The organism is Streptomyces sp. NPDC056222, from assembly GCF_042264065.1.
Lineage (GTDB): Bacteria > Actinomycetota > Actinomycetes > Streptomycetales > Streptomycetaceae > Streptomyces.
The window spans coordinates 1-18951 of the sequence record NZ_JBHJTL010000007.1 but is presented as its reverse complement, the minus strand read 5'-3'; the positions used below and the strand labels follow the sequence as shown (position 1 = coordinate 18951).

General features: G+C 71.8%; 15 protein-coding genes. 5 read left to right on the top strand and 10 right to left on the bottom strand.

Annotated elements, in window-relative coordinates; genetic code table 11:
- Positions 1-128: 128 nt before the first annotated feature.
- Together ACFC0D_RS05530 and ACFC0D_RS05525 are read right to left on the bottom strand one after the other, a co-directional pair.
- Positions 129-2468, bottom strand: coding sequence for an MMPL family transporter (locus ACFC0D_RS05530; RefSeq protein WP_376431316.1), 2340 nt, complete (start codon positions 2466-2468; stop codon positions 129-131).
- Between the two features lie 194 nt (positions 2469-2662).
- Positions 2663-3871, bottom strand: a complete 1209-nt coding sequence (locus ACFC0D_RS05525; RefSeq protein ID WP_376431314.1) for a serine hydrolase domain-containing protein — start codon at positions 3869-3871, stop codon at positions 2663-2665.
- 292 nt (positions 3872-4163) lie between these two features.
- On the opposite strand from ACFC0D_RS05525, the gene ACFC0D_RS05520 reads away from it, so the two are divergent.
- Positions 4164-5516: an MFS transporter gene (locus ACFC0D_RS05520; RefSeq protein WP_376431312.1), complete on the top strand. Its 1353-nt coding sequence runs from the start codon at positions 4164-4166 to the stop codon at positions 5514-5516.
- Between the two features lie 129 nt (positions 5517-5645).
- Here ACFC0D_RS05520 and ACFC0D_RS05515 read toward each other — a convergent pair whose 3' ends face one another.
- The gene (locus ACFC0D_RS05515) at positions 5646-6242 is read right to left on the bottom strand and encodes a TetR/AcrR family transcriptional regulator (RefSeq protein WP_376431310.1); all 597 of its coding nucleotides are present in this window, start codon (positions 6240-6242) and stop codon (positions 5646-5648) included.
- 136 nt (positions 6243-6378) lie between these two features.
- Between ACFC0D_RS05515 and ACFC0D_RS05510 the strand changes: the two genes are divergently transcribed.
- The 3 genes from ACFC0D_RS05510 to ACFC0D_RS05500 are packed head-to-tail and all read left to right on the top strand — an operon-like array spanning position 6379 to position 10351.
- Positions 6379-7962, top strand: a complete 1584-nt coding sequence (locus ACFC0D_RS05510) for a class I adenylate-forming enzyme family protein (RefSeq protein WP_376431308.1) — start codon at positions 6379-6381, stop codon at positions 7960-7962.
- A gap of 34 nt (positions 7963-7996) precedes the next feature.
- The gene (locus ACFC0D_RS05505; RefSeq protein WP_376431306.1) at positions 7997-9199 is read left to right on the top strand and encodes an acyl-CoA dehydrogenase family protein; all 1203 of its coding nucleotides are present in this window, start codon (positions 7997-7999) and stop codon (positions 9197-9199) included.
- A 15-nt stretch (positions 9200-9214) separates the two neighbouring features.
- Positions 9215-10351, top strand: coding sequence for a CaiB/BaiF CoA transferase family protein (locus ACFC0D_RS05500; RefSeq protein WP_376431304.1), 1137 nt, complete (start codon positions 9215-9217; stop codon positions 10349-10351).
- Between the two features lie 45 nt (positions 10352-10396).
- On the opposite strand, the gene ACFC0D_RS05495 is transcribed toward ACFC0D_RS05500, so the two are convergent.
- From ACFC0D_RS05495 to ACFC0D_RS05470, 6 genes are read right to left on the bottom strand one after another with little or no spacing between them, the layout of a single operon-like run.
- Positions 10397-11449: a pyridoxal-phosphate dependent enzyme gene (locus ACFC0D_RS05495; RefSeq protein WP_376431302.1), complete on the bottom strand. Its 1053-nt coding sequence runs from the start codon at positions 11447-11449 to the stop codon at positions 10397-10399.
- On the bottom strand, positions 11370-12401 hold the full coding sequence (locus ACFC0D_RS05490; RefSeq protein ID WP_376431300.1) for a GHMP kinase: 1032 nt from the start codon (positions 12399-12401) through the stop codon (positions 11370-11372). Before ACFC0D_RS05490 ends, ACFC0D_RS05495 begins: the two co-directional genes overlap by 80 nt.
- A complete protein-coding gene (locus ACFC0D_RS05485; protein WP_376431298.1) occupies positions 12398-13234 on the bottom strand; it encodes a Rossmann-like domain-containing protein in 837 nt (278 codons plus the stop codon). Before ACFC0D_RS05485 ends, ACFC0D_RS05490 begins: the two co-directional genes overlap by 4 nt.
- Before the next feature lie 21 nt (positions 13235-13255).
- Positions 13256-14053 carry an ABC transporter ATP-binding protein gene (locus ACFC0D_RS05480; RefSeq protein WP_376431296.1) on the bottom strand — a complete coding sequence of 266 codons (798 nt, stop codon included), beginning with the start codon at positions 14051-14053 and terminating at the stop codon, positions 13256-13258.
- Complete coding sequence (locus ACFC0D_RS05475) at positions 14050-15201, bottom strand: FecCD family ABC transporter permease (protein ID WP_376431294.1); 1152 nt, start codon at positions 15199-15201, stop codon at positions 14050-14052. Before ACFC0D_RS05475 ends, ACFC0D_RS05480 begins: the two co-directional genes overlap by 4 nt.
- The gene (locus ACFC0D_RS05470) at positions 15191-16210 is read right to left on the bottom strand and encodes an ABC transporter substrate-binding protein (protein ID WP_376431292.1); all 1020 of its coding nucleotides are present in this window, start codon (positions 16208-16210) and stop codon (positions 15191-15193) included. Before ACFC0D_RS05470 ends, ACFC0D_RS05475 begins: the two co-directional genes overlap by 11 nt.
- 143 nt (positions 16211-16353) lie before the next feature.
- On the opposite strand from ACFC0D_RS05470, the gene ACFC0D_RS05465 reads away from it, so the two are divergent.
- Positions 16354-17622 carry an MFS transporter gene (locus ACFC0D_RS05465; protein ID WP_376431290.1) on the top strand — a complete coding sequence of 423 codons (1269 nt, stop codon included), beginning with the start codon at positions 16354-16356 and terminating at the stop codon, positions 17620-17622.
- Between the two features lie 127 nt (positions 17623-17749).
- Here ACFC0D_RS05465 and ACFC0D_RS05460 read toward each other — a convergent pair whose 3' ends face one another.
- A complete protein-coding gene (locus ACFC0D_RS05460) occupies positions 17750-18871 on the bottom strand; it encodes a DNA alkylation repair protein (protein WP_376431288.1) in 1122 nt (373 codons plus the stop codon).
- Positions 18872-18951: the final 80 nt, after the last annotated feature.

Sequence of the window (18951 nt, the reverse complement as noted above, 5' to 3'; positions counted from 1 at the left end):
GCCCGGGCGGCGAGGGTGTTCGGGCGCGGGCGGGCGGCGAAAGCGCTCTGGCGCCGGCCTGGTGCCTAAGACGCTCCGGCGCCGGCCGGGTGCGGAAGACGCTCCGGCGCCGGCCGGGCGGGGAAGACTCAGCTGCTGGCCGGAGGGATGGCTGAGCTTCCGGAGGGGCGGCTGCCGCCGCTTCCCGCGGTCTCGACGACGGAGTCCGGACCGGCACCGGACACGGTCGACACCGCCGTCGCCTCGCGTGGGGCTCGTTCGAGCCGTTCGCCTTCGACGTCGAGGTCGGGGACGAGCCGGTCCAGCCAGGCGGGCAGCTGCCAGGCGCGCCGGCCGAGCAGGGCGAGGACGGCCGGTACGAGTGCCATGCGGACGACGAACGCGTCGAAGAGGACGGCCGCGGCGAGCCCGAAGCCGACGGTCTTGAGCATCTGCTCGTCGGAGCCCAGGAAGGCGGCGAACACCGAGATCATGATCACGGCCGCGGCGGTCACCACCCGTGCACTGTGCTCGAAACCGCTGACAACGGAGTCCGACGGCGACTGCCCCTGCACATACGCCTCGCGCATCCTGGTCACCAGGAACACCTCGTAGTCCATGGCGAGACCGAAGACCACACCGACCATGAAGATCGGCATCACCGACATCACCGGCCCCGGTACCGCCACCCCGAAGACGGCCGCCGCCCAGCCCCATTGGAAGACCGCGACCACCGCACCGAGCCCGGCCAGGACCGAAAGCAGGAAGCCCAGTGCCGCCTTGAGCGGCACGAGGAGCGACCGGAAGACGACGATCAGAAGCAGGAACGCCAGACCGACGACGAGTGCCAGGTACGGGATCAGCGCGTCGGACAGTTTCTGCGAGACGTCCACGTTCATCGCCGTCGTACCTGCGACGAGGACGCGGGCGTCGCTCGCGCTCGCGAGCACCGGGTCGCGCAGTGCGTGCACGAGCTCGGCAGTCTCCTCGCCGGCCGGCGAGGTGGCAGGGACGACGTTCATCACGGCGGTGTCGCCGGACTGGCTCAACCGCGGCTGCCCGACGGCGGCGACGTCCTTCCTGCCACGGATCTGCTCGCCGACGCTCTTCGCGGCCGCCTGGGCGCGGCCGCCGTCGGCGGCCTGGACGACGACCGTCAGCGGGCCGTTGTGGCCCGGGCCGAAGCCCTCGGCGATCAGGTCGTAGGCCCGGCGCTCGGTGGTCGACCGGGTCTTGCTCTCGTCGCCGGGCAGCCCCATCTCCAAGGAGGCGGCGGGGACCGCGACCACGCCGAGCAGGACGACACCGCCGAGGAGTACCGCGATGGGCCGCCGAACGACGAACCGGGCCCAGCGCACACCCGTCCCGACCGACGGAGCGCCACCGGCGTCGCTCCCCCGGCCCGCGTCGCTCCCCACGTCCGCGCCCTTCCCCCGGCCCGCGTCGCTCCCCCGGCCCGCGCCCCTCCGTCGCCGCCGCGGACGCGCCGGACCGATCCGACGGCCGCAGATCCCGAGCACGGCGGGAATGAGGGTGACGGCGATCAGCACCGCGATGACGACCGTGCCGGCCGCGGCGAGACCCATCTGCGTCAGCAGCGGGATACCGACCACGCACAGCCCGGCAAGGGCGATCACCACGGTCAGACCGGCGAACACCACCGCCGACCCCGCCGTTCCGACCGCATGCGCCGCCGCCTCCTCGCGCTCCCGGCCACGGGCGAGTTCGGCCCGGTAGCGGGAGACGACGAACAGGGCGTAGTCGATGCCGACGGCCAGCCCGATCATGGTGGCGAGGCCGGACGTCGTCGAGCCGAGACCGAGCGGCTCCGCGAGTACGCGGATCGCCAGACCGCCGATGCCCACACCGAGTACGGCGGTGAGCAGCGGAAGTCCGGCCGCCAGCAGCGAGCCGAAGGTGATGACGAGCACGACGGCGGCCACGGCCAGGCCCACGGCCTCCGAGGAGTGTCCACCGGCCACCGCGTTGACGGCGTTGCCGCCGACCTCGACGGCCAACTCCCCCGAGCCCGCCTGCTCGACGGTGTCCCGCAGGGCGGTGCGGGAGGCCTCCTCGAGCTCCGACGCGGGCACGGGGTAGGAGACCTGCGCGTAGGCGGTGGTGCCGTCCTCGCTCACCGACCGTGCGGTGAACGGATCGGTGACGCGCGCGACCTGAGGATCGTTCGCGAGGGCTCGGACCGTCTCCCCGATCGCCTTCTTCGCCTCCGGGTCGGTGACCTTGCCGTGCTCCGCCCGGAACACCACGCGGGCGGTCGCCCCGTCGGCGTGCAGCTGCGGGAAGCGCTCCTCCAGCAGGTCGTACGCCTGCTGCGCCTCGGTGCCGGGCATCGAGAAGTCGTTCGGCGGCGGGGCCGGCGCCCTCCCGGCCAACACCCCCGTCCCCACGAGCAGGACGACCCACAGCAGGGCGACCAGCCGGCGCCTCCGGAAGGAGAGGCGGCCGAGACCGCAGAGGAAGGTGGCCACAGCAGCGGCTCCAAGTCAGGTCGATGCTCATCGGAAGACGGCACCGACGCTGTCAGCCCTCCCTGACCGCACCCGGAGAGATCCTGGGAGCTTTCTGAGAACTCGGACCGCCCGCGGCACGGCGGAAGCGGACCCAACCGGACATACCTCCGACCTCCGCTGCGTGATTCACAGAAAGCTCTTCGAATGGCCGGTCAGCCCAGCGAGCCGAGGTGGACGCCGATCCTGACGAAGGCCTGGGCCAGCGGGGCGACGGGCACGGCGGAGGAGATCACCTGGGAGCCGAAGTGGACGACCACGAGGTCGAGTCCGGGTGAGACGAACAGCCGCTGGCCGTGGATGCCGCTGGCCATGTAGGAGCCGTAGGGGTCGTTCGGGATCCACCACAGGTCGTGGTACGAGAGCGTGGCCGGGGAGGTCGGGGGTGCGGCAGGGAAACGTACGCGACGCGGGTAGCCCTCCGGGACGCCGCTGACGACGGTCGTGGCCACCTCTTCGGGCACCACCTGCCGGCCCCCGACCGCACCGCCGCAGCGCAGCATCTCGCCGAGCCGGGCGACATCACGCGCCGTGGCGCTGAAGCCACCGCACGCCGCCTCGATGCCGTCGCTGTCGAGGATGTAGTACGCGTCCTCCTCGGCGCCGATCCTGGACCAGAGCAGTTCACCGAGCAGGTCCGAGGTGGTCAAGCCGGTGATCCGGCGGAGGACTTCGGCCAGTGTCTCGACATTGCCGTTCTCGTAGCGGAACTCGGATCCCGGCTTCCCGGTGGTGCGGGCGGTCAGGAGGTGTTCGCGGATGGTGGTGGGGCCGCTGTAGCCGAAGGGGCGCAGTTGGGGGGCGATGACGGCGAAGTACCGCTGGGCTTCGATGGCCTTGTCGAAGGTCCGGCCCGCGTAGCAGACCTGCGTGCCCATGTGGAGCAGGTCCTCGATCCGGGCTTCGCCGAAGGCCGTTCCGGCGAGTTCGGGAACGTAGGCGGACGTCCGGGCATCGCGTTCCAGGAGGCCTTGGTGCGCCAGCATCGCGGCCATGAGACCGATGTAGGACTTGGCCGCCGAGGCGTTGAAGTGCGGGGTGTGCGGGGTGGTGCCGTGCAGGTACGTCTCGTACACGACGGAGCCGCGGTGCATCACGAGGAACGCGTCCGTCTGCGCGGCGGCGAACAGGTCCGGCAGCGTGATCGTGGCGCTCCCGCCGTCCAGCTCGATGGGGAGCGTGTCGAGGTCGGGCGCGTCCAGGGAGGCGGGCCGGGCGGGAAGGTCCCGGGGGCGATCCGGGCCGCGCCAGACGCGGCGGGTCGGCGAGAGCTCGCGGCCGACGGACGTGAAGCGCCGGATCCAGGCAGGGTCCGTGTAGCCGCGCGTCCAGAGGAGATCGCTCAGCGGGGCCGTCTCTGTCATGTGTCGCTCCGTTCCGAAGCCGGGTTCCCGTACGGGCTCATCATTAACGTACAGGTAGTTCAGTTTCAGGAACAGGGGCCAGGTTCTTACCGTCGGAGTCGCGACAGCCGTTGACGCACGCATCGACGGACGTTACGTTGCCACATCATTCGATCGTTATCAGACAGCCTGTACGAGATGCGTGACCGTACGGCTGCTTCGAATTCCACTGCGGGCCGACGTGCGCTCCGGGCGCGCACCCACCGCCGCCCGCCTCCGCACCCATTCCTCCCGAGCCGCAGGAGTGTGCCCCATGGTCGAGAACGCCACCGTCGACTCCGTCGAAAGTCCGCCGAGTCCGACGTTCGATCGGCGGCGCGCATGGCTGATCGCCGCGATGATCGTGACGTTCATGCTCATCAACTACGCGGACAAGTCCGTCCTGGGACTCGCGGCCGTACCGATCATGGACGAGCTCGGCATCAGCAACAGCACGTACGGGATGATCTCCGGCTCCTTCTCGTTGCTGTTCAGCCTCTCCGGGCTGGTCGTCGGCTTCGTCTCGGCGCGGGTCTCCAGCAGGGTCCTGCTGTTCACGATGGCGGCGCTGTGGGCGGTGGCCCAACTGCCGGTGCTGTTCGTGGCGTCGGTGCCGGCGCTGGTGGCGGGGCGGGTGCTGCTCGGGGCGGCGGAGGGGCCGGCGGCGTCGATGTCGATGCACGCGCTGTACAAGTGGTTCCCGGCGGACCGGCGGGGCCTGCCCTCGGCGCTGCAGATCAGCGGTGCCGCGCTGGGCATGCTGGTCGCGGCGCCGGTCGTGACCTGGCTGATCACCGGTTTCGGCTGGCGGTCGGCGTTCGTGGTTCTCGCGGTGACGAGCGCGGTGTGGAGCCTGCTGTGGTGGAGGGTGGGACATGACGGTCCGTACGGCCAGGAGCCCGCTCCGGGCGCGCACACGAGCACCGACGCGCCGCGGGCGCCGAAGCGGCTCCCGTACCGGCTGCTGCTGCTGAACGGCACGGTTCTCGGAAGCATCGCCGCGGCCTTCGGCGCGTCCTGGGCGCTGGCGTTGAGCCACGCCTGGCTGCCCGCGTACCTGCGCACCCAGCTGGGCATGACGCCGGGCGGGGCGGCCACGCTCATCAGCGCGATCTCCGCCCTCAGCCTCGTGCTGCTGCTCTCCGTGCCCGTGCTGGTGGACACGCTCCGCCGGCGGGGCTGCTCGGGCCGCTGGTCGACCGGCGCGCCTCAGGGTGTCGCGGTGGCCGTCGCGGCCCTGGCGATGGCGTCCTTCCCGTTCATGGACGGGCGGGTCTCCCATCTCGTGCTGCTCGCCGTGGCGTTCGGCGGTCACGCCATCGTCTTTCCGCTGCACTACATGACGGCCTCGGCCGTGGTCCCACCGGTCCAGCGGGGCGCGGTCTTCGGCATCGTCGCCGCGGCCGGAACCCTCCCGGGGCTGATCGCCCCGTACCTGACCGGCCACCTCCTGGACTCCGCGGCCTCACAGAGCACCGGTTACACCCAGGCCTACCTGCTGTCCGCCGCCGTCATGCTGACGTGCGGACTGCTGGCCCTGGCGGCGATCCGGCCGGAACGGGACGCGCGGCGACTGGGACTGACGGACGAGAAGAAGCCCGCCCCGGCGCCGACCGCCACGGGGTGAGCCGAGCATCGGGGCCCGCCACCGAGGGCGACCGGGCACCGCAGGGCGGTCGGGCGCCGACTGTCGGGCACCGGCGGTCGGACACACCCCCGGGACAGACCGACGGCCGACTCGACCCACCGCCCCGAGTCAGGCCGGCGTCTCGAACCCGCTGGCCCAGTAGCGACCGTGCAGTGCCAGGTCGAGGAGCATCCGCACGACCTCCTCGGCCGGCAGGGACGGGGTGTCCTGTTCCACCCACCAGCGCAGTACGGCGATCTGCTCCCCCACCCACACCCGCGCCAGCAGCTCGGGGTCGATGCGCGGCTGCACCGCGTTGCGCTCCGCGCGTGCGCGGAACTCCTCCGCCGTCGCCCGCGCGCAGGCGTCCACGAACATCTGCAACGGCTTCCCGTCGCCCTCGCCGCGCAGGACGATCCGGTACAGGTCCCGCTCCTCGCGCGCATGGCGCAGCATCTCCAGGACAGGCTTGCCGGTGAAGCCGACGGCGCTGTCGGCGACGGCGGGCTCCAGCCGCTCGGCGAGTCCGGCCAGGAGGTCGGACGTCACGCGGGCGAACAGGTCTTCCTTGTCGCGAAAGTGCGCGTAGAACGTGGCGCGGGCCACGTCCGCCCGCTCGGTGATGTCCTCCACCGTCAGCGCGGTGAAGCCGCGCTCCAACACCAGCTCCACCAGGGCCGCCCCCAGGGCACGGCGTGACCGCCTCGTCCGTCTGTCCTCGGCCATGGAGCCGCCTCTCCTCGATCGTCGCGCTGCGAGCGCGCCCAGTCTAGAAGACGCTTGACACCTCAGCAGTTACTGAACAAGCTGTCTGCAATTGATCCACCTGTAAATCTTCTGGCGTCTTCGGAAGCAGGCCTTCATGAACCTCGGCACCTATCTGTCGCGCAGCGCTCGCCACTGGCCCCAGGCCCCCGCCCTCGTGTGCGGGGACCGTTCCTGGTCCTTCGCCGAACTGGAGCGCTCGGCCAACCGTCTCGCCTCCGCCCTGGCCGCCCGGGGCCTGCGCCCCGGCGACGCCGTGGCCTCCCTCGCGTGGAACCGCGGCGAACTCGTCGAAGTGGAATTCGCCCTGTACAAGGCCGGTTTGACGCGCGCACCGATCAACGCACGCCTCGGCCGGGGCGAGGTCGCGCACATCCTCCGCTACGCCCCCGTACGCGCCCTGGTCTTCGACGCGGCCCACCGCGAAGACGCCCTGGCCGCGATCGCCGCGGCCGGCACCGACTGTCTGCCCGTACCCCTGGACGACCCGCTCGAGCCCGGATCGTCCGCCGTCGCCTACGACACGCTGCTCACCGAGGGCGACGACTCGCCCTTCCTCGTCGAGGTGGACGAAGACGAACCATGTGTCCTGAACTTCACCTCCGGCTCCACCGGTGCGCTGAAGGCCGCCGTGCAGACCGTCGGCAACCGGCTCGCGAACATGCGCAAGCTGCTCATGTCCGACGAGTCCCGGCCCCGCCCCGGCACCCGCTACCTCGCCTGCGGCCCCATCACCCACGCCACCGGAATGGGCCTGCTGGCGGGCGTGTTCGGCGGCTCCACGACATACGTCCTGCCCACCTGGAGCCCGCAGAGCTTCCTGGAGACGGTCGAGAAGGAGCGCATCACCGCCACCTTCCTCGTCCCGGCCATGCTGAACATGGTGCTCGCCCACCCCGGGGCCGCCGATCACGACCTGACCTCGCTGACGAGCGTGCGGATCGGTGGCGCGCCCATCTCACCGCAGCGTCTGCGCGACGCCGTGGAGTTCTTCGGACCCGTCGTCGCCCAGGGGTACGGACTCGGCGAGACCACCAGCGTGGTCGCGGGCCTGAGCGCGGACGAGATCGCCCACGCCGTGCGGGAGGACGCCGAGCTGCTCCAGTCGTGCGGGCGGGCCTCGTACGACACCGAGATACGCGTCGTCGACGAGGCCGGCCGGGAGCTCGGCCCGCGCGAGGTCGGCGAGATCATCGTGCGCGGCCCCGACTGCGTACGGGAGTACTGGCAGGAGCCCGAGCTGTCCGCCGAGACCTTCCGCGACGGCTGGGTGCACACCGGCGACCTCGCCTGGATGAGGGAGGACGGCTACCTCTTCCTCGTCGACCGCAAGAAGGACATGATCATCTCGGGCGGCTTCAACATCTACTGCACCGAGGTCGAGGCCGCGCTGTACGAGCACCCCGCCGTCCAGGAGGCGTGCGTCGTCGGCGTACCCGACGAGAAGTGGGGCGAGGCCGTCAAGGCCGTCGTCGTACCGCACCCCGCCGCGACGGCCGCCGCCGTCCCCGCCGTCACCGCCGACGAGCTGATCGCCTTCTGCGCCGAGCGCCTCGACCGCTTCAAGAAGCCCCGCTCCGTCGACTTCGTGACCGAGCTCCCCCACAACCGCAACGGCAAGCTCGACCGCAAGGCCGTACGCGAGCCGTACTGGGCGAACGCCACCCGCCGCGTCAACTGATTTGCCCCGCCGACCCGTTGCCTCAGGAGCACCCGTGACCTTCTCCCTGCGTCCCACCTATGACGACCCGCGCACGGCCGAACTCGTCGACCGACTGCGCGACTACCTCGACGGCGAGCTCGCCGACCACGAACGCGAGCGGGGCATCTCCCCCACAAGCCGACTCACCCGCGCGGACCTCGAACCGGTCTGGCGCCGCAGTCGCGAGCTCGGCTTCTACGGCATCCACCTGCCGAAGGAGTACGGCGGGCAGGACCTCACGTACACCCAGCTCGCCGCCCTGAAGGAGGAGCTCGGGGCAAGTGGGCGCGTCCTGTCGCACTGCGTACTGGGCGACATGGGCGGCCCCCTGCGCGCCGGCGACATCCTCAAGCACGCCACCCCGTACCAGCTCGACACGTACCTGCTGCCGCTGATCCGCGGCGAGCGCGCCTGCTGCTTCTCCCTCACCGAGACGGACGCAGGATCCGACGTCCGCTCCATGCGTACGGTCGCCGTACCGGACAGTGAGGGCGACGGCTACCGGCTGACCGGGCACAAGGTCTTCTCCTCCGCCGGCCCGTTCGCCGACTTCGCGATCGTGGTCGCCCGCATGGCGGGCACCGGTGAACGGGAGGGCGACAAGCCGCGGTTCTCCGCGTTCCTGGTCGACCTCGACAGCCCCGGCTGCCGTGTCGAGGACGGCGCGACCCCGATGTCCGGCGAGCACATCGAGAGCGACATCGTCCTGGACGACTGCTTCGTCCCCGCCGCCAATCTGCTGGGCGAGGAGGGCAAGGGGATGCGCATCGCGCTCGGCCGGGTCACCACGAACCGGCTGCTGCACTGCCCGACCGTCCTCGGCGCCACCCGCCGCGCCCTCGATCTGACCCTGAACCGGACGCGGACCCGCCTGGTCGCGGGCGGACAGCCCCTGCTCATGCTCCAGGCCATCCAGCACAAAGTCGCCGACATGGCCACCGAGCTGTACGCCGCGCGCTCCATGACGTATGCCGCGCTCGCGGCCCTCGACGAGGGCCGGGAGATCCACACCGAGGCCTTCATGTGCAAGCTCTTCGTCGCCGAGTCCGCCTTCCGCATCCTCGACGAAGCCGTGCAGATCCACGGCAAGGAGGGGCTCACGCAGGGCAACGAGATCGAGTTCCTGTTCCGCAAGATCCGTATGTTCCGTGTCCTCACCGGCACTTCGGAGATCCAGCGCAACGGCATCGCCAAGCTGCTGGCGTTCAACCACTGACCCGGGACACCTACCGTGAACACCGCACCCCCGCCCTGGTCCGCCCTGACCGGCAAACGCGTCCTCGACCTGTCCCGCCTCCTCCCCGGCCCGTACGCCACCTCGATGCTCGCCGACCTCGGCGCGGACGTGATCAAGGTCGAGGACCCGGCCGGGGGCGACCCGCTCCGCGTCGCCCCACCGCTCTTCGTCCCGCTCAACCGCAACAAGCGCTCGATCGCCCTCGACCTGCGCACGGACGACGGCCGGGAGACCTTCCTACGGCTCGCCCGCACCGCCGACGCCGTTGTGGAGAGCTTCCGCCCCGGCGTGCTCGACGCGCTCGGCCTGGGCTTCGACACCCTCCACGGAACAAACCCGCGGCTCGTGCTGTGCTCGCTCACCGGCTACGGCCAGACGGGCCCGTACGCAGCCAGGCCCGGGCACGAGCTCAACTTCCTCGGCCTCTCCGGCTTCTTCGCCGTCCCCGGCCGCCTCGACGGCGCGATCGTCCGCCCCGGCGTCCGCATCGGCGACATGGCAGGCGCCATGCACGCGGCCCTCGCCCTCACCGCCGTCCTCAGCGGCAGCGGCGAAGGGCAGCACCTCGACGTCTCCCTCAGCGACTCCATCACCGCCTGGTGCTCCCTCTTCGCCCTCCCCCTGCGGGACATCGAGGACCCGCTCGCGGCCGGACTCGTCCAGGGCGACAACGACGTCTTCACCACCGCCGACGCCCGGCTCCTCTCCCTGGCCACCTTCGAGGACAAGTTCTGGCACCGTCTGCGCACCGCGCTCGCCCCAGAGTTCCCCGCACTCGACACGCCCGCCTATGACCGCCGGGCCGACCGCACGGCGGCCGGGGACCGCGTGCACGACCTGCTCCGCCAGGTCTTCGCGGCTCGGGAGTTCGACTGGTGGCAGGCGCGGCTCACCGAGATCGACGCGCCCTGGGCCCCGGTGCTCACCCGCTCCGCCGATCTCCTGACCCACCCGCACACCACCGCGCGCGCCCTCTTCGAAACACCCGACGCGCGCACCTCGACACCACAGGCTCGCTTCCCCGTCGCCTTCGGCGCCGGCCTCGACACCTTCCGCCGCCCGGCCCCCGCCCTGGGCGAACACTCCCAGGACCTCCTCGACGAACTCGACGAACTCGACAGGCCCCACTGACACGACGTGGCACCGCAGGGCTGCGGCCACGGACCCACCGGCTGATCAGGCGCCCGGGCCGACGCCGTCGCCACCCACGTGTGCGCTGCCCGGCGCCGGCGCCCCGGCGCGCCTCCAGGCCATTCGGGACCAGGGGAGGGTCAGTTCGCTCTGGTCGGTGACCTCTCGGGGAGCCAGGTCCGTGACCGGGGTGGCCTCGTGGTGGCGGGCGTAGACGGTGTCGATGTAGCGGTGGCCGGTGTCGGCGGCGAGGAAGAGGACCGTTCGCTCGGGGGCGCGGTCGCGTTCGTGGCGGGCGGCCAGGTAGCCGGCGCCGGTCGAGAGGCCAGCGAAGAGCGCGTGCCGGCGGAGCAGGTCGATGCTGCCGGCCAGGGCCGCGTCGAAGGAGATCCAGTGCAGGGTGTCGTACAGCTCGTGCGAGACGTTCTCGAAGGGGATGGAGCTGCCGATCCCGGCGATGATGATCTCGGGGTCCGCGACATGCTCGGCGCCGAAGGTGACGCTGCCGTACGGCTGGACACCCACGAGATCGACGTCGGCCGGGCCGTCGGGGGCGGCGCGCAGATAGCGGGCGAGGGCGCCCGTCGAGGCTCCCGAGCCGACCCCGCCGACGACGGTGAGGCCGTCCGCGCCGGTCGCCTCCCGGATCCGGTCGGCGATCGCGCGGTAGCCCAGGTAGTGGATGTCGTCGTGGTACTGCCGCATCCAGTGGTACTCGGGGTGCTCGGCGAGGATCTCGTGGATCCGCGCCACCCGTCGCTTCTGATCGAGCTTGAGGTCGCTGCAGGGCTCCATCTGTTCCAACGTCGCTCCGAGGATGCGGAGTTGGGTACGGAGCGTGTGGTCGACCGTCGTCGAGCCGACGATGTGACAGCGCATGCCGTGCCGGTGACAGGCCAGGGCCAGCGCGTACGCGTAGATGCCGCTGGAGCTGTCGAGCAGGGTGTCCCCGCGCCGTACGACTCCGGTGTCGAGCAGGTGGCGCACCGCCGCGAGCGCGGAGACCACCTTCATCGTCTCAAAGCGCAGGCAGACGAGCCGGTCGTCGAGCCGTATCAGGTCCGGCCGGCCGATCGCCTCCGCGATGTGCTGGTCCATCCAGGATCTCCTTGAGGGTGGTGAACGTCGTGAAGGCCCGCGTGGCGGGGATGCCATGGGCGTCCAGGGCGCGCAGGCAGCTGCGCACGCGGTACCGCAGGCCCGGCGCGGCGGCGTCGAACAGCACGCCCGCCACCGCGCCGCTGTGCGCGATCTGCACGCCCGCCGCCCCGACCCGGCGGGCGATGGCCGTCAGCGCGTCGAACTCCGTGTGTCCCAGAACCTGTTGGCCGCGTCGGGCGCTGGCGGTGGCGACCTCCCCGAGGAGTCGGGCGTCGCCGGTCGCCACCGCCCGGCGCAGCAGCGTGCGCAGTCGCTCGAAGTCGCGGATGTCGGCGTCGGCGGCCTCCCGCACGGGCAGGGCGAGAGTGTCGACCGGCGCGCCTCCGCCGAGGGTGCAGCCCACGACGACCAGGGGCGGCAGCGCCGGACCGAGGACCTCCAGGACGCGGCCCTCCCGCTGGGCGAAGAGCACCGGCCGTCCGTCCAACATCAGCGGATCACTGGCCAGTTCGGCGCTCACCGCGAGCCGTGCGACCGTCTCGGGGGCGAGCCGGAGCCCGTACGCGTCGGCCACCGCGCGCACGGTGGCGATCACGTCGCTCGTGGAACTGCCCATGCCCAGGCCCACCGGAATGTCGCCCGAGATCCGCAGCTCCCCTCCGCAGCAGGGAAGTCCGGCCCGCTCCGCGCACTCTGCGACCGCGAGGACCGCGGCCTGCGCGGCCTTCGTGCGGTCGGCCGGTGCGACGGTGAGCGCATCGGGCGCGGTACCGGGGTGGGGGACGAACTCGGCGCTGCTGCCAGGACCGGCCATGGGGAGGGTGACGAGGCCCGCGCACCGGCGTCCGTCGGCGTCGAGGAAGACGCCCTGGAGGATCTCGCCGTGGTGGCAGGGCGCGCACCCCGTGCCGGTGGAGACGGGTGCGGCCGGGCGCGCGACGGGAATCACGCGCCGCCCACCGTCCGGTAGCGGTACAGAGCCGTCTCCTCGGCGCTGAACTGGGAGAAGGGGAAGGGCTCCGCGGACAGCGCGGTCACGCCCGAGCCGAGGAAGGCACGCGCGACGGCGCTCCCGGTCTGCGCGTACACGATCACCGGGACACCCCGGGACCGGCAGCGCTCCAGGACGGTGTCGAACGAGCCGTTGCTCAGCGTCATCCCGGTGACGACGACGGCCTCGGCCCGGTCGAGCACCTCGTGCATGTCGTCGGTGACGGGGTCGCCCCACTGGGTGGTCTCGAGGTTGAAGTCGCACGGCAGCGGTTCGCCCCCGCGCTCGCGGATCGCCGCGACCAGCGGGTTGACGACGCCGATGAGGCCGACCTTCGCGCCCTGCTCGATGTCGAGCAGGCCCGCGATGGCCGCGTCGCGGGCCTTCGCGCGGACCTCGGGGGTACCGGCGGGGAGGGTGACGGGCTCGGCGTCGCCCTCCTCGGCGGCGACGCGGTGCGGGCGGACCTCGGAGAGGTACGCGTCGAGGGCGGCGATCCGCAGCGGCCGCGGGGCCTCGCGCAGCAGGACGTCGAGCGGGGTGCCGGAGGAGTCGTGGCAGATCGAGGGGTCGATCTCGCCGGCCTCGAAGGCGCAGCCGCCGAAGGAGCCACCGAGGCGGACCAGGACGTACTGGTTGAGGTACGTGGTGTCCCCGCCCGCCAGGCGGGTGCCGTGGTGGATCCAGAACACGCTGGTCGCGACGAGTTCCGAGGGGAGCGGGCCGTGTTCGCCGGCCAGGACGGCCTCGATGAGTGCGTCGACGGAGAGAGCGGGGGTGGTCACAGTCATGGGATTCCTTTTCACAGAGCTTCACAGGGCGGGTTGGGGCGCCGGGAGCGGGCTGCCGAGCGGTCGGCGGTAGGTGACGGTCGGGTGTCCCAGCGCGTCGGTGGTCAGTTCGGCGTCGACCTCGAAGACCTCGGCGAGCCGCTCGGCGGTCAGGACGGCCGCGGGGGTGCCGGAGGCGATCAGGCGACCGTGGTGGAGGAGCAGCAGCCGGTCGCAGTACCGGGCGGCGAGCGACAGGTCGTGCAGCGCGACCAGGACCGTCCGGTCGGCACCGGTCAGCAGCTCCATGAGTTCCAACTGGTGTTTGACGTCGAGGTGGTTGGTGGGCTCGTCGAGGAGGAGTGCGTACGGCTGCTGGGCCAGTGCGCGGGCGATGTGAGCGCGCTGGCGCTCGCCGCCCGAGAGCGCCTTCCAGGAGCGGCCGGCGAGCGCGGTGAGTCCGACGCGCTCCAGCGCGGCGGCGACCACGGCCCGGTCGGTGGCGTCCGGCCCGCGCCAGCGGTCCCGGAACGGGGTGCGCCCCAGGCCCACGACATCCGCGACCCGCAGATCGCTGTCGGCGCCCGAGTCCTGTTCGACGAAGGCGACATGGCGGGCGATGCGGCGCGCGCTCCAGTCCCGTACGGACTCGCCGTCGTAGCGGACCGTGCCCGCGTCGGGGGCCCGGAGCCCGGCCAGGCAGCGCAGCAGCGAGGACTTGCCCGAGCCGTTGGGCCCGAGCAGTCCGACCGTCTCACCGGGGGCGATGTCCACGCCGACCTCGCGTACGACGGGGGTGCCCGCCACCGACCAGCTCAGTTTCTCGGCGGTGATCCTCACAGCTCACCCCGCTTGCGCAGGACGAGGAGGAAGAGCGGTACGCCGAGCAGGGCGGTGATCACGCCGACGGGAACCTCACGGGGCGCGAAGGCGATCCGTGCCAGCGCGTCGGTCCACACCAGGAACACCGCGCCCGCGAGCGCCGCGTACGGCAGCAGCACCCGGTGCAGCGGCCCGACGAGGAACCGCACCCCGTGCGGGACGATCAGCCCGACGAAGCCGATGGCACCGACGGTGGCGACCGCCACCGCGGTCAGCGCGGCCGTGACCACGAGCAGGAGCATCCTCGTGCGTCGCACGCCGATGCCGAGGGAGGCGGCGGTGTCGGTGCCGAAAGCGAGCCCGTCGAGGGCGTTCGAGCAGAGCCAGGCGACCGCGAGACCCAGCGGGGTGACGATCGCGCAGACCACGACCGTGTCCCAGCGGGCGGGCGCCATCGAACCGAGCAGCCAGTGCGTGACGGCCCGCGTGGTGTCCGCGTCCGCCGAGGCCATCAGGACGAGTGAGGTCAGCGCCGTGAAGAGCTGACCGACCACGACGCCGGTCAGGACGATGCGTACGGAATCCAGTCCGGTACGCCGCAACAGTAGAAGGAGCAGCCCGAAGGAGAGCAGCGCCCCGGCGAGCGCACCGCCGGTGACCCCGAGGGTGCTCGCACCGACCCCGAGGACGACGACGGTGACGGCTCCGGTCGACGCACCGGAGGAGACACCGAGCAGGTACGGGTCGGCGAGCGCGTTGCGGGTGACCGCCTGGAGCACCGTGCCGCACACGGCGAGCGAGGCGCCGACGAGGGCGGCCATCAACACGCGCGGCAGCCGCAGGTCCCAGACGAGCGAGTCGGCCAACGGCGGCAGCGGCTGTACGTCCAGGCCGAGATGGGCCCCGAGGACGCGCCCGAGGTCCGTCCAGCCCACGTCGGCGACACCGATGCGCACGGCCGCCGCCACCGAACCCGCCAAGGTGCCCGCGGCCAGGAGCAGGAGGACCGCTCGGGCGCCTCCGGACCGAACGGACCGCCCGGACTGCCCGGACCGGACGGACCGCCCGGCCGGCTCTTCGACGGCGCCCTCCGTCACCACCCGCCCGCGTGCCGCCGGCAGCAGCAGATCCACGGACCCGGTGCGGGTGTCCGGTTCAGCGGACATACCCGAGGTCCTTCATGCCCTGGGCCAGCAGCCCGAGGGCGTGTACGGAGCGTACGGACGGGTCCAGCTCGATGCCCGGCACGGTGAGGATCCTGTTGTCACGGACCGCGGCCAGCCGGGAGATCACCGGGTGCCGGGTCATGGTGGCGCGCTTCTCGGCGGCGCTGTCGCCGGGCCTGCCTCGCTCGGACAGGTCGCCGATCACGATGAAGTCCGGGTCGCGCTCGGCCACTTCTTCCCAGGAGACCTCGGGCCAGTCCTCGTCGACGTCGTCGAAGGCGTTCTTCGCGCCGACGATCCGGCTCATCTCACTGGGCAGGCCGGTCTTCCCCGCCACGTACGGCATCCCGTTGAAGACGGAGTAGAGGTAGACGACGGTCGGCCGGTCCGCTCCCTGGGGAACCTTGGGGGCGTTCTCCCCCGCCTTGGCGACGGCGGCGCGCTGCTCGGCCGCGAGCTTGCCTGCCCGCTCCTCGGCGCCGAAGACCTTGCCCAGATTCTCGTAGTCGGAGAAGAGCAGCTCGAAGGGGGTCTTGCCGGCCGGGTTCTGCTGCGGGCAGTCCACGGCGCTGACGAAGGTGGGGACCTTGAGGGATTCCAGCTCCTCGCGGGTGCCGGCGCGGTCCTTGGTGTAGAGGTCCGCCGATCCCGCGACGACGAAGTCGGGTGTGGCGGCGCGCAGTTGCTCGCCGGTGGCGATCTTCGGGGCGACGACCGGGACCGTGGCGTACGCGGCCTGGTACTGCGCGGGGATCTTCGTCTTGAGGTTGGCGGTTCCCGCCATCCGGCCCTGGAGTCCGAGTTCGAGAAGGGTCTCGGTCGAGGTCTGGTCCAGGGCGACGGCGCGCTGCGGCGGCTGGGCGAAGGACTGCTGACGGCCGCAGCTGGTGACGGAGGCCGCCTGGGCCGTGGACTTGGTGTCCGCGTCGGGACCGCCGGCCGCCGTGGAGCAGCCGGCGGTGGCGAGGGCGAGGGTCAGGGCGATGCCGAGACGGGCGGGGTGGCGCATGGGTTCTCCGGTCTGAGGGGGCAGGGCGCTGCACCGGGCAGGAGTGCCGCGTTCGAAAGGGTACTGTAACGACAATCATTTTCATTAACCAGTCGGGGTGCGGTTCGCCGAGCCGCACCCCATCCCCAAGGAGCAACCCCACCGTGGCCACCACACCCACGCCGACAGCCCCCAAGTCCGCTGCCCCGCCTCCGCGTTCGGTCCTCCGCGACCCCGCCTTCCTGCGCCTGTGGGCGGGCACCACCGCCTCCGGGCTCGCGACCTGGGCCCTGCCCTTCGTCCTCGGACTCGCCGTACTCCACCGCGACCTCGGCGCCGCAGGCCTCGGTCTGGTCCTCGCCGCCCGTACCGTCGGCTTTCTCGTCGCCGTCACCGTCGGCGGCGTCCTTGCCGACCGGCACTCCCGTCGCGCGGTCGTCCTCTGGTCCGCCCTCGCCGCGGCGATCGCCGCGCCTCTCCTCGCCGCCGGTCTGGGTCGTTCGCTGGTCCTGATGACGGCCGCCGCCGTTCTCGCCGGTGCCGGACAGGGCGCCTGCCGCCCGGCCTTCCAGGCGCTCACCGCCGAGATCGTCGATCCCGATCGCCGTCAGCAGGCGAACGCCGCGATGACCATGGCGGTACGGAGCTCCACGCTCGCCGGACCCGCGCTGACCGCGCTGCTCGCGGCGTTCCTCGACGTCTGGACGCTGCTGCTCGGCATCGGCCTGCTCTGGCTGGTCGCCGCGCTGGTCCCGGGCAGGGGCGGCGCCGCGCGCGCCACGACGGAGGACCCGGCCACCGCACCCACCCCGCACGCCGGCTTCCGTACGGAGTTCCTGGAGGGCATACGCGAGGCGCGCCGCCACCCCTGGTTCCTGGCCGGACTCGGCGCCCTTGTCGCCGTCATCGCCCTCGGCTACTCCGCCACCAGCGTCGCGCTGCCCCTGATCAGCCGGGACCGGTACGGCACCGAATGGGTGCTGGCCGCCGCCATGACCGCGTACACCGTGGGCGCGCTCGCCGGCGCCCTGGTCATCGCCCGTTGGCGACCGCGCTCCCAGGGCTGGGCGGCCTTCGCGGGGCTGGCCGCGTACGGCGTCGCACCGCTGAGCCTGATGCTGCCCGTCCACCCCGTCGTGGTCGTCGCCGCGTACGCCGTCGCCGGGATCGGGATCGAGCTGTTCAACGTCCCCTGGTTCACGGCCACCCAGCGCGAGGTCGCCCCGGACAAGCTGGCCCGCGTCTCCTCGCTGGACTTCCTGGTGTCCTACGGCCTCGCGCCGATCGGTCTCGCCCTGATCGCCCCGGCGACATCCCTCTTCGGGGTCACGACCGTACTGGCCGTCTGCGCCGCCGCCTGCTTCCTCGTACCGGCCGCGGCGGCCCTGGTACCGACCGCCCGCCACTTCGGCCGTACGCCCACGACGGACTGAGACGCGACCGACCCGGCCGCCGCCACGAGGGCACCGCCCCCGCACGGCGGATCGCACCGCTCACCGGCGGCGGCCCTGTCGCTCGGGCGGCATCCGAAGTCAGCGCCGAGAACCGACCGGAAGCCGCTCAGGTGTGCAGATCGAATCGCCCGGTGGCCTGGACGAGACCGTTCACCTGGATGTCGACGGTGTGCTCACCGGCGTAGTACCGGCGGGTCTGCACCTCCTTGATCGCATGGGTCTTCTCCAGGGACCGCCTCTCTCCCGGGCCGAGTTCGAGGGTGGTCAGCTTGAAGACCTTCGGGATGCTGCGCCCGTTCTTGCGCACGTGGTGCACCACGTAGTCGACCGCGATGCTGTGCGCCCGGTCGTCGGTGTTCTCGATGTCGAAGCCGATGAGGAGGGTCTCCCCGAGCGTCACCGACCGGGGGGTGATCGTCAGCCGGGGTACGCGGACATGCTCGCCGCCCGTGGCCCCGAGAATGGCGAGGGCCTGCTGATCGCCCTTCTTCACCAGGGTGCGCAGTCCGTGCTTCACGATCCAGCCGGTCTCAGGGGTCGGGCTCTCCTCCAGCCACCGCAGCGCGGTCGCGAGCGCGAGATCGGGTGCGTCCTTGGAGATGTCGTTGAGGTTGTTGGCGACGGACTTGCGCACATACCCCGAGGGGTCGCTGCGCAGTGGTTCGAGGATCTCCAGGACCGGCCGGGGGTCCTTGACGAACACGGTCAGGGTCCGGGCCCAGGGCAGGCGTGGGCGGATTCCCTCACTCGCCAGGCGCCGCACGTTGTGGCTCGGGCTCAGCGCCCACCGGGCGACGCGCTCCATCGACAGCGCGTAGTGCTGTTCGAGGTAGGGCCGGATCGCGTACTCGCCCGTGTGCCGCTTGGTGATCTCCTCGATGGCGTCCAGCGACAGGCCGGGGTGGTCGAGCCCGTACTCCTCGACGAATCGCGCGACCGGCATGAGGAACCAGCTGGAGTTGAACATGCCCTCACCCTCGGCGAGTTCGTCACCCAGGATGGCGAGCAGGATCGGTACGGCCTCGGCGTAGTCGGCGGGCAGGCGGGTACGCAGACCCTCGGCCAGGACGAGGACGCGGTCCTTCAGCTCCTTGCCGGGCATGCGTGAGGCGACCTCGGCCGCGTAACTGTCCACGTCGAACTGGGGGTGGACGACTCGGATCCTGTCGCCGATCAGGCGAGCCGCGTCGGCATTGAAGTGTCGCTTGAGCCCGTATTCGCCGGCCATGGTCGTGGTGCCTCTCCGTCTGGTTCTTCCGGTCGTCGAACGCCCGTGACGACCAACGGAGCCCCACCATCCAATGGCTG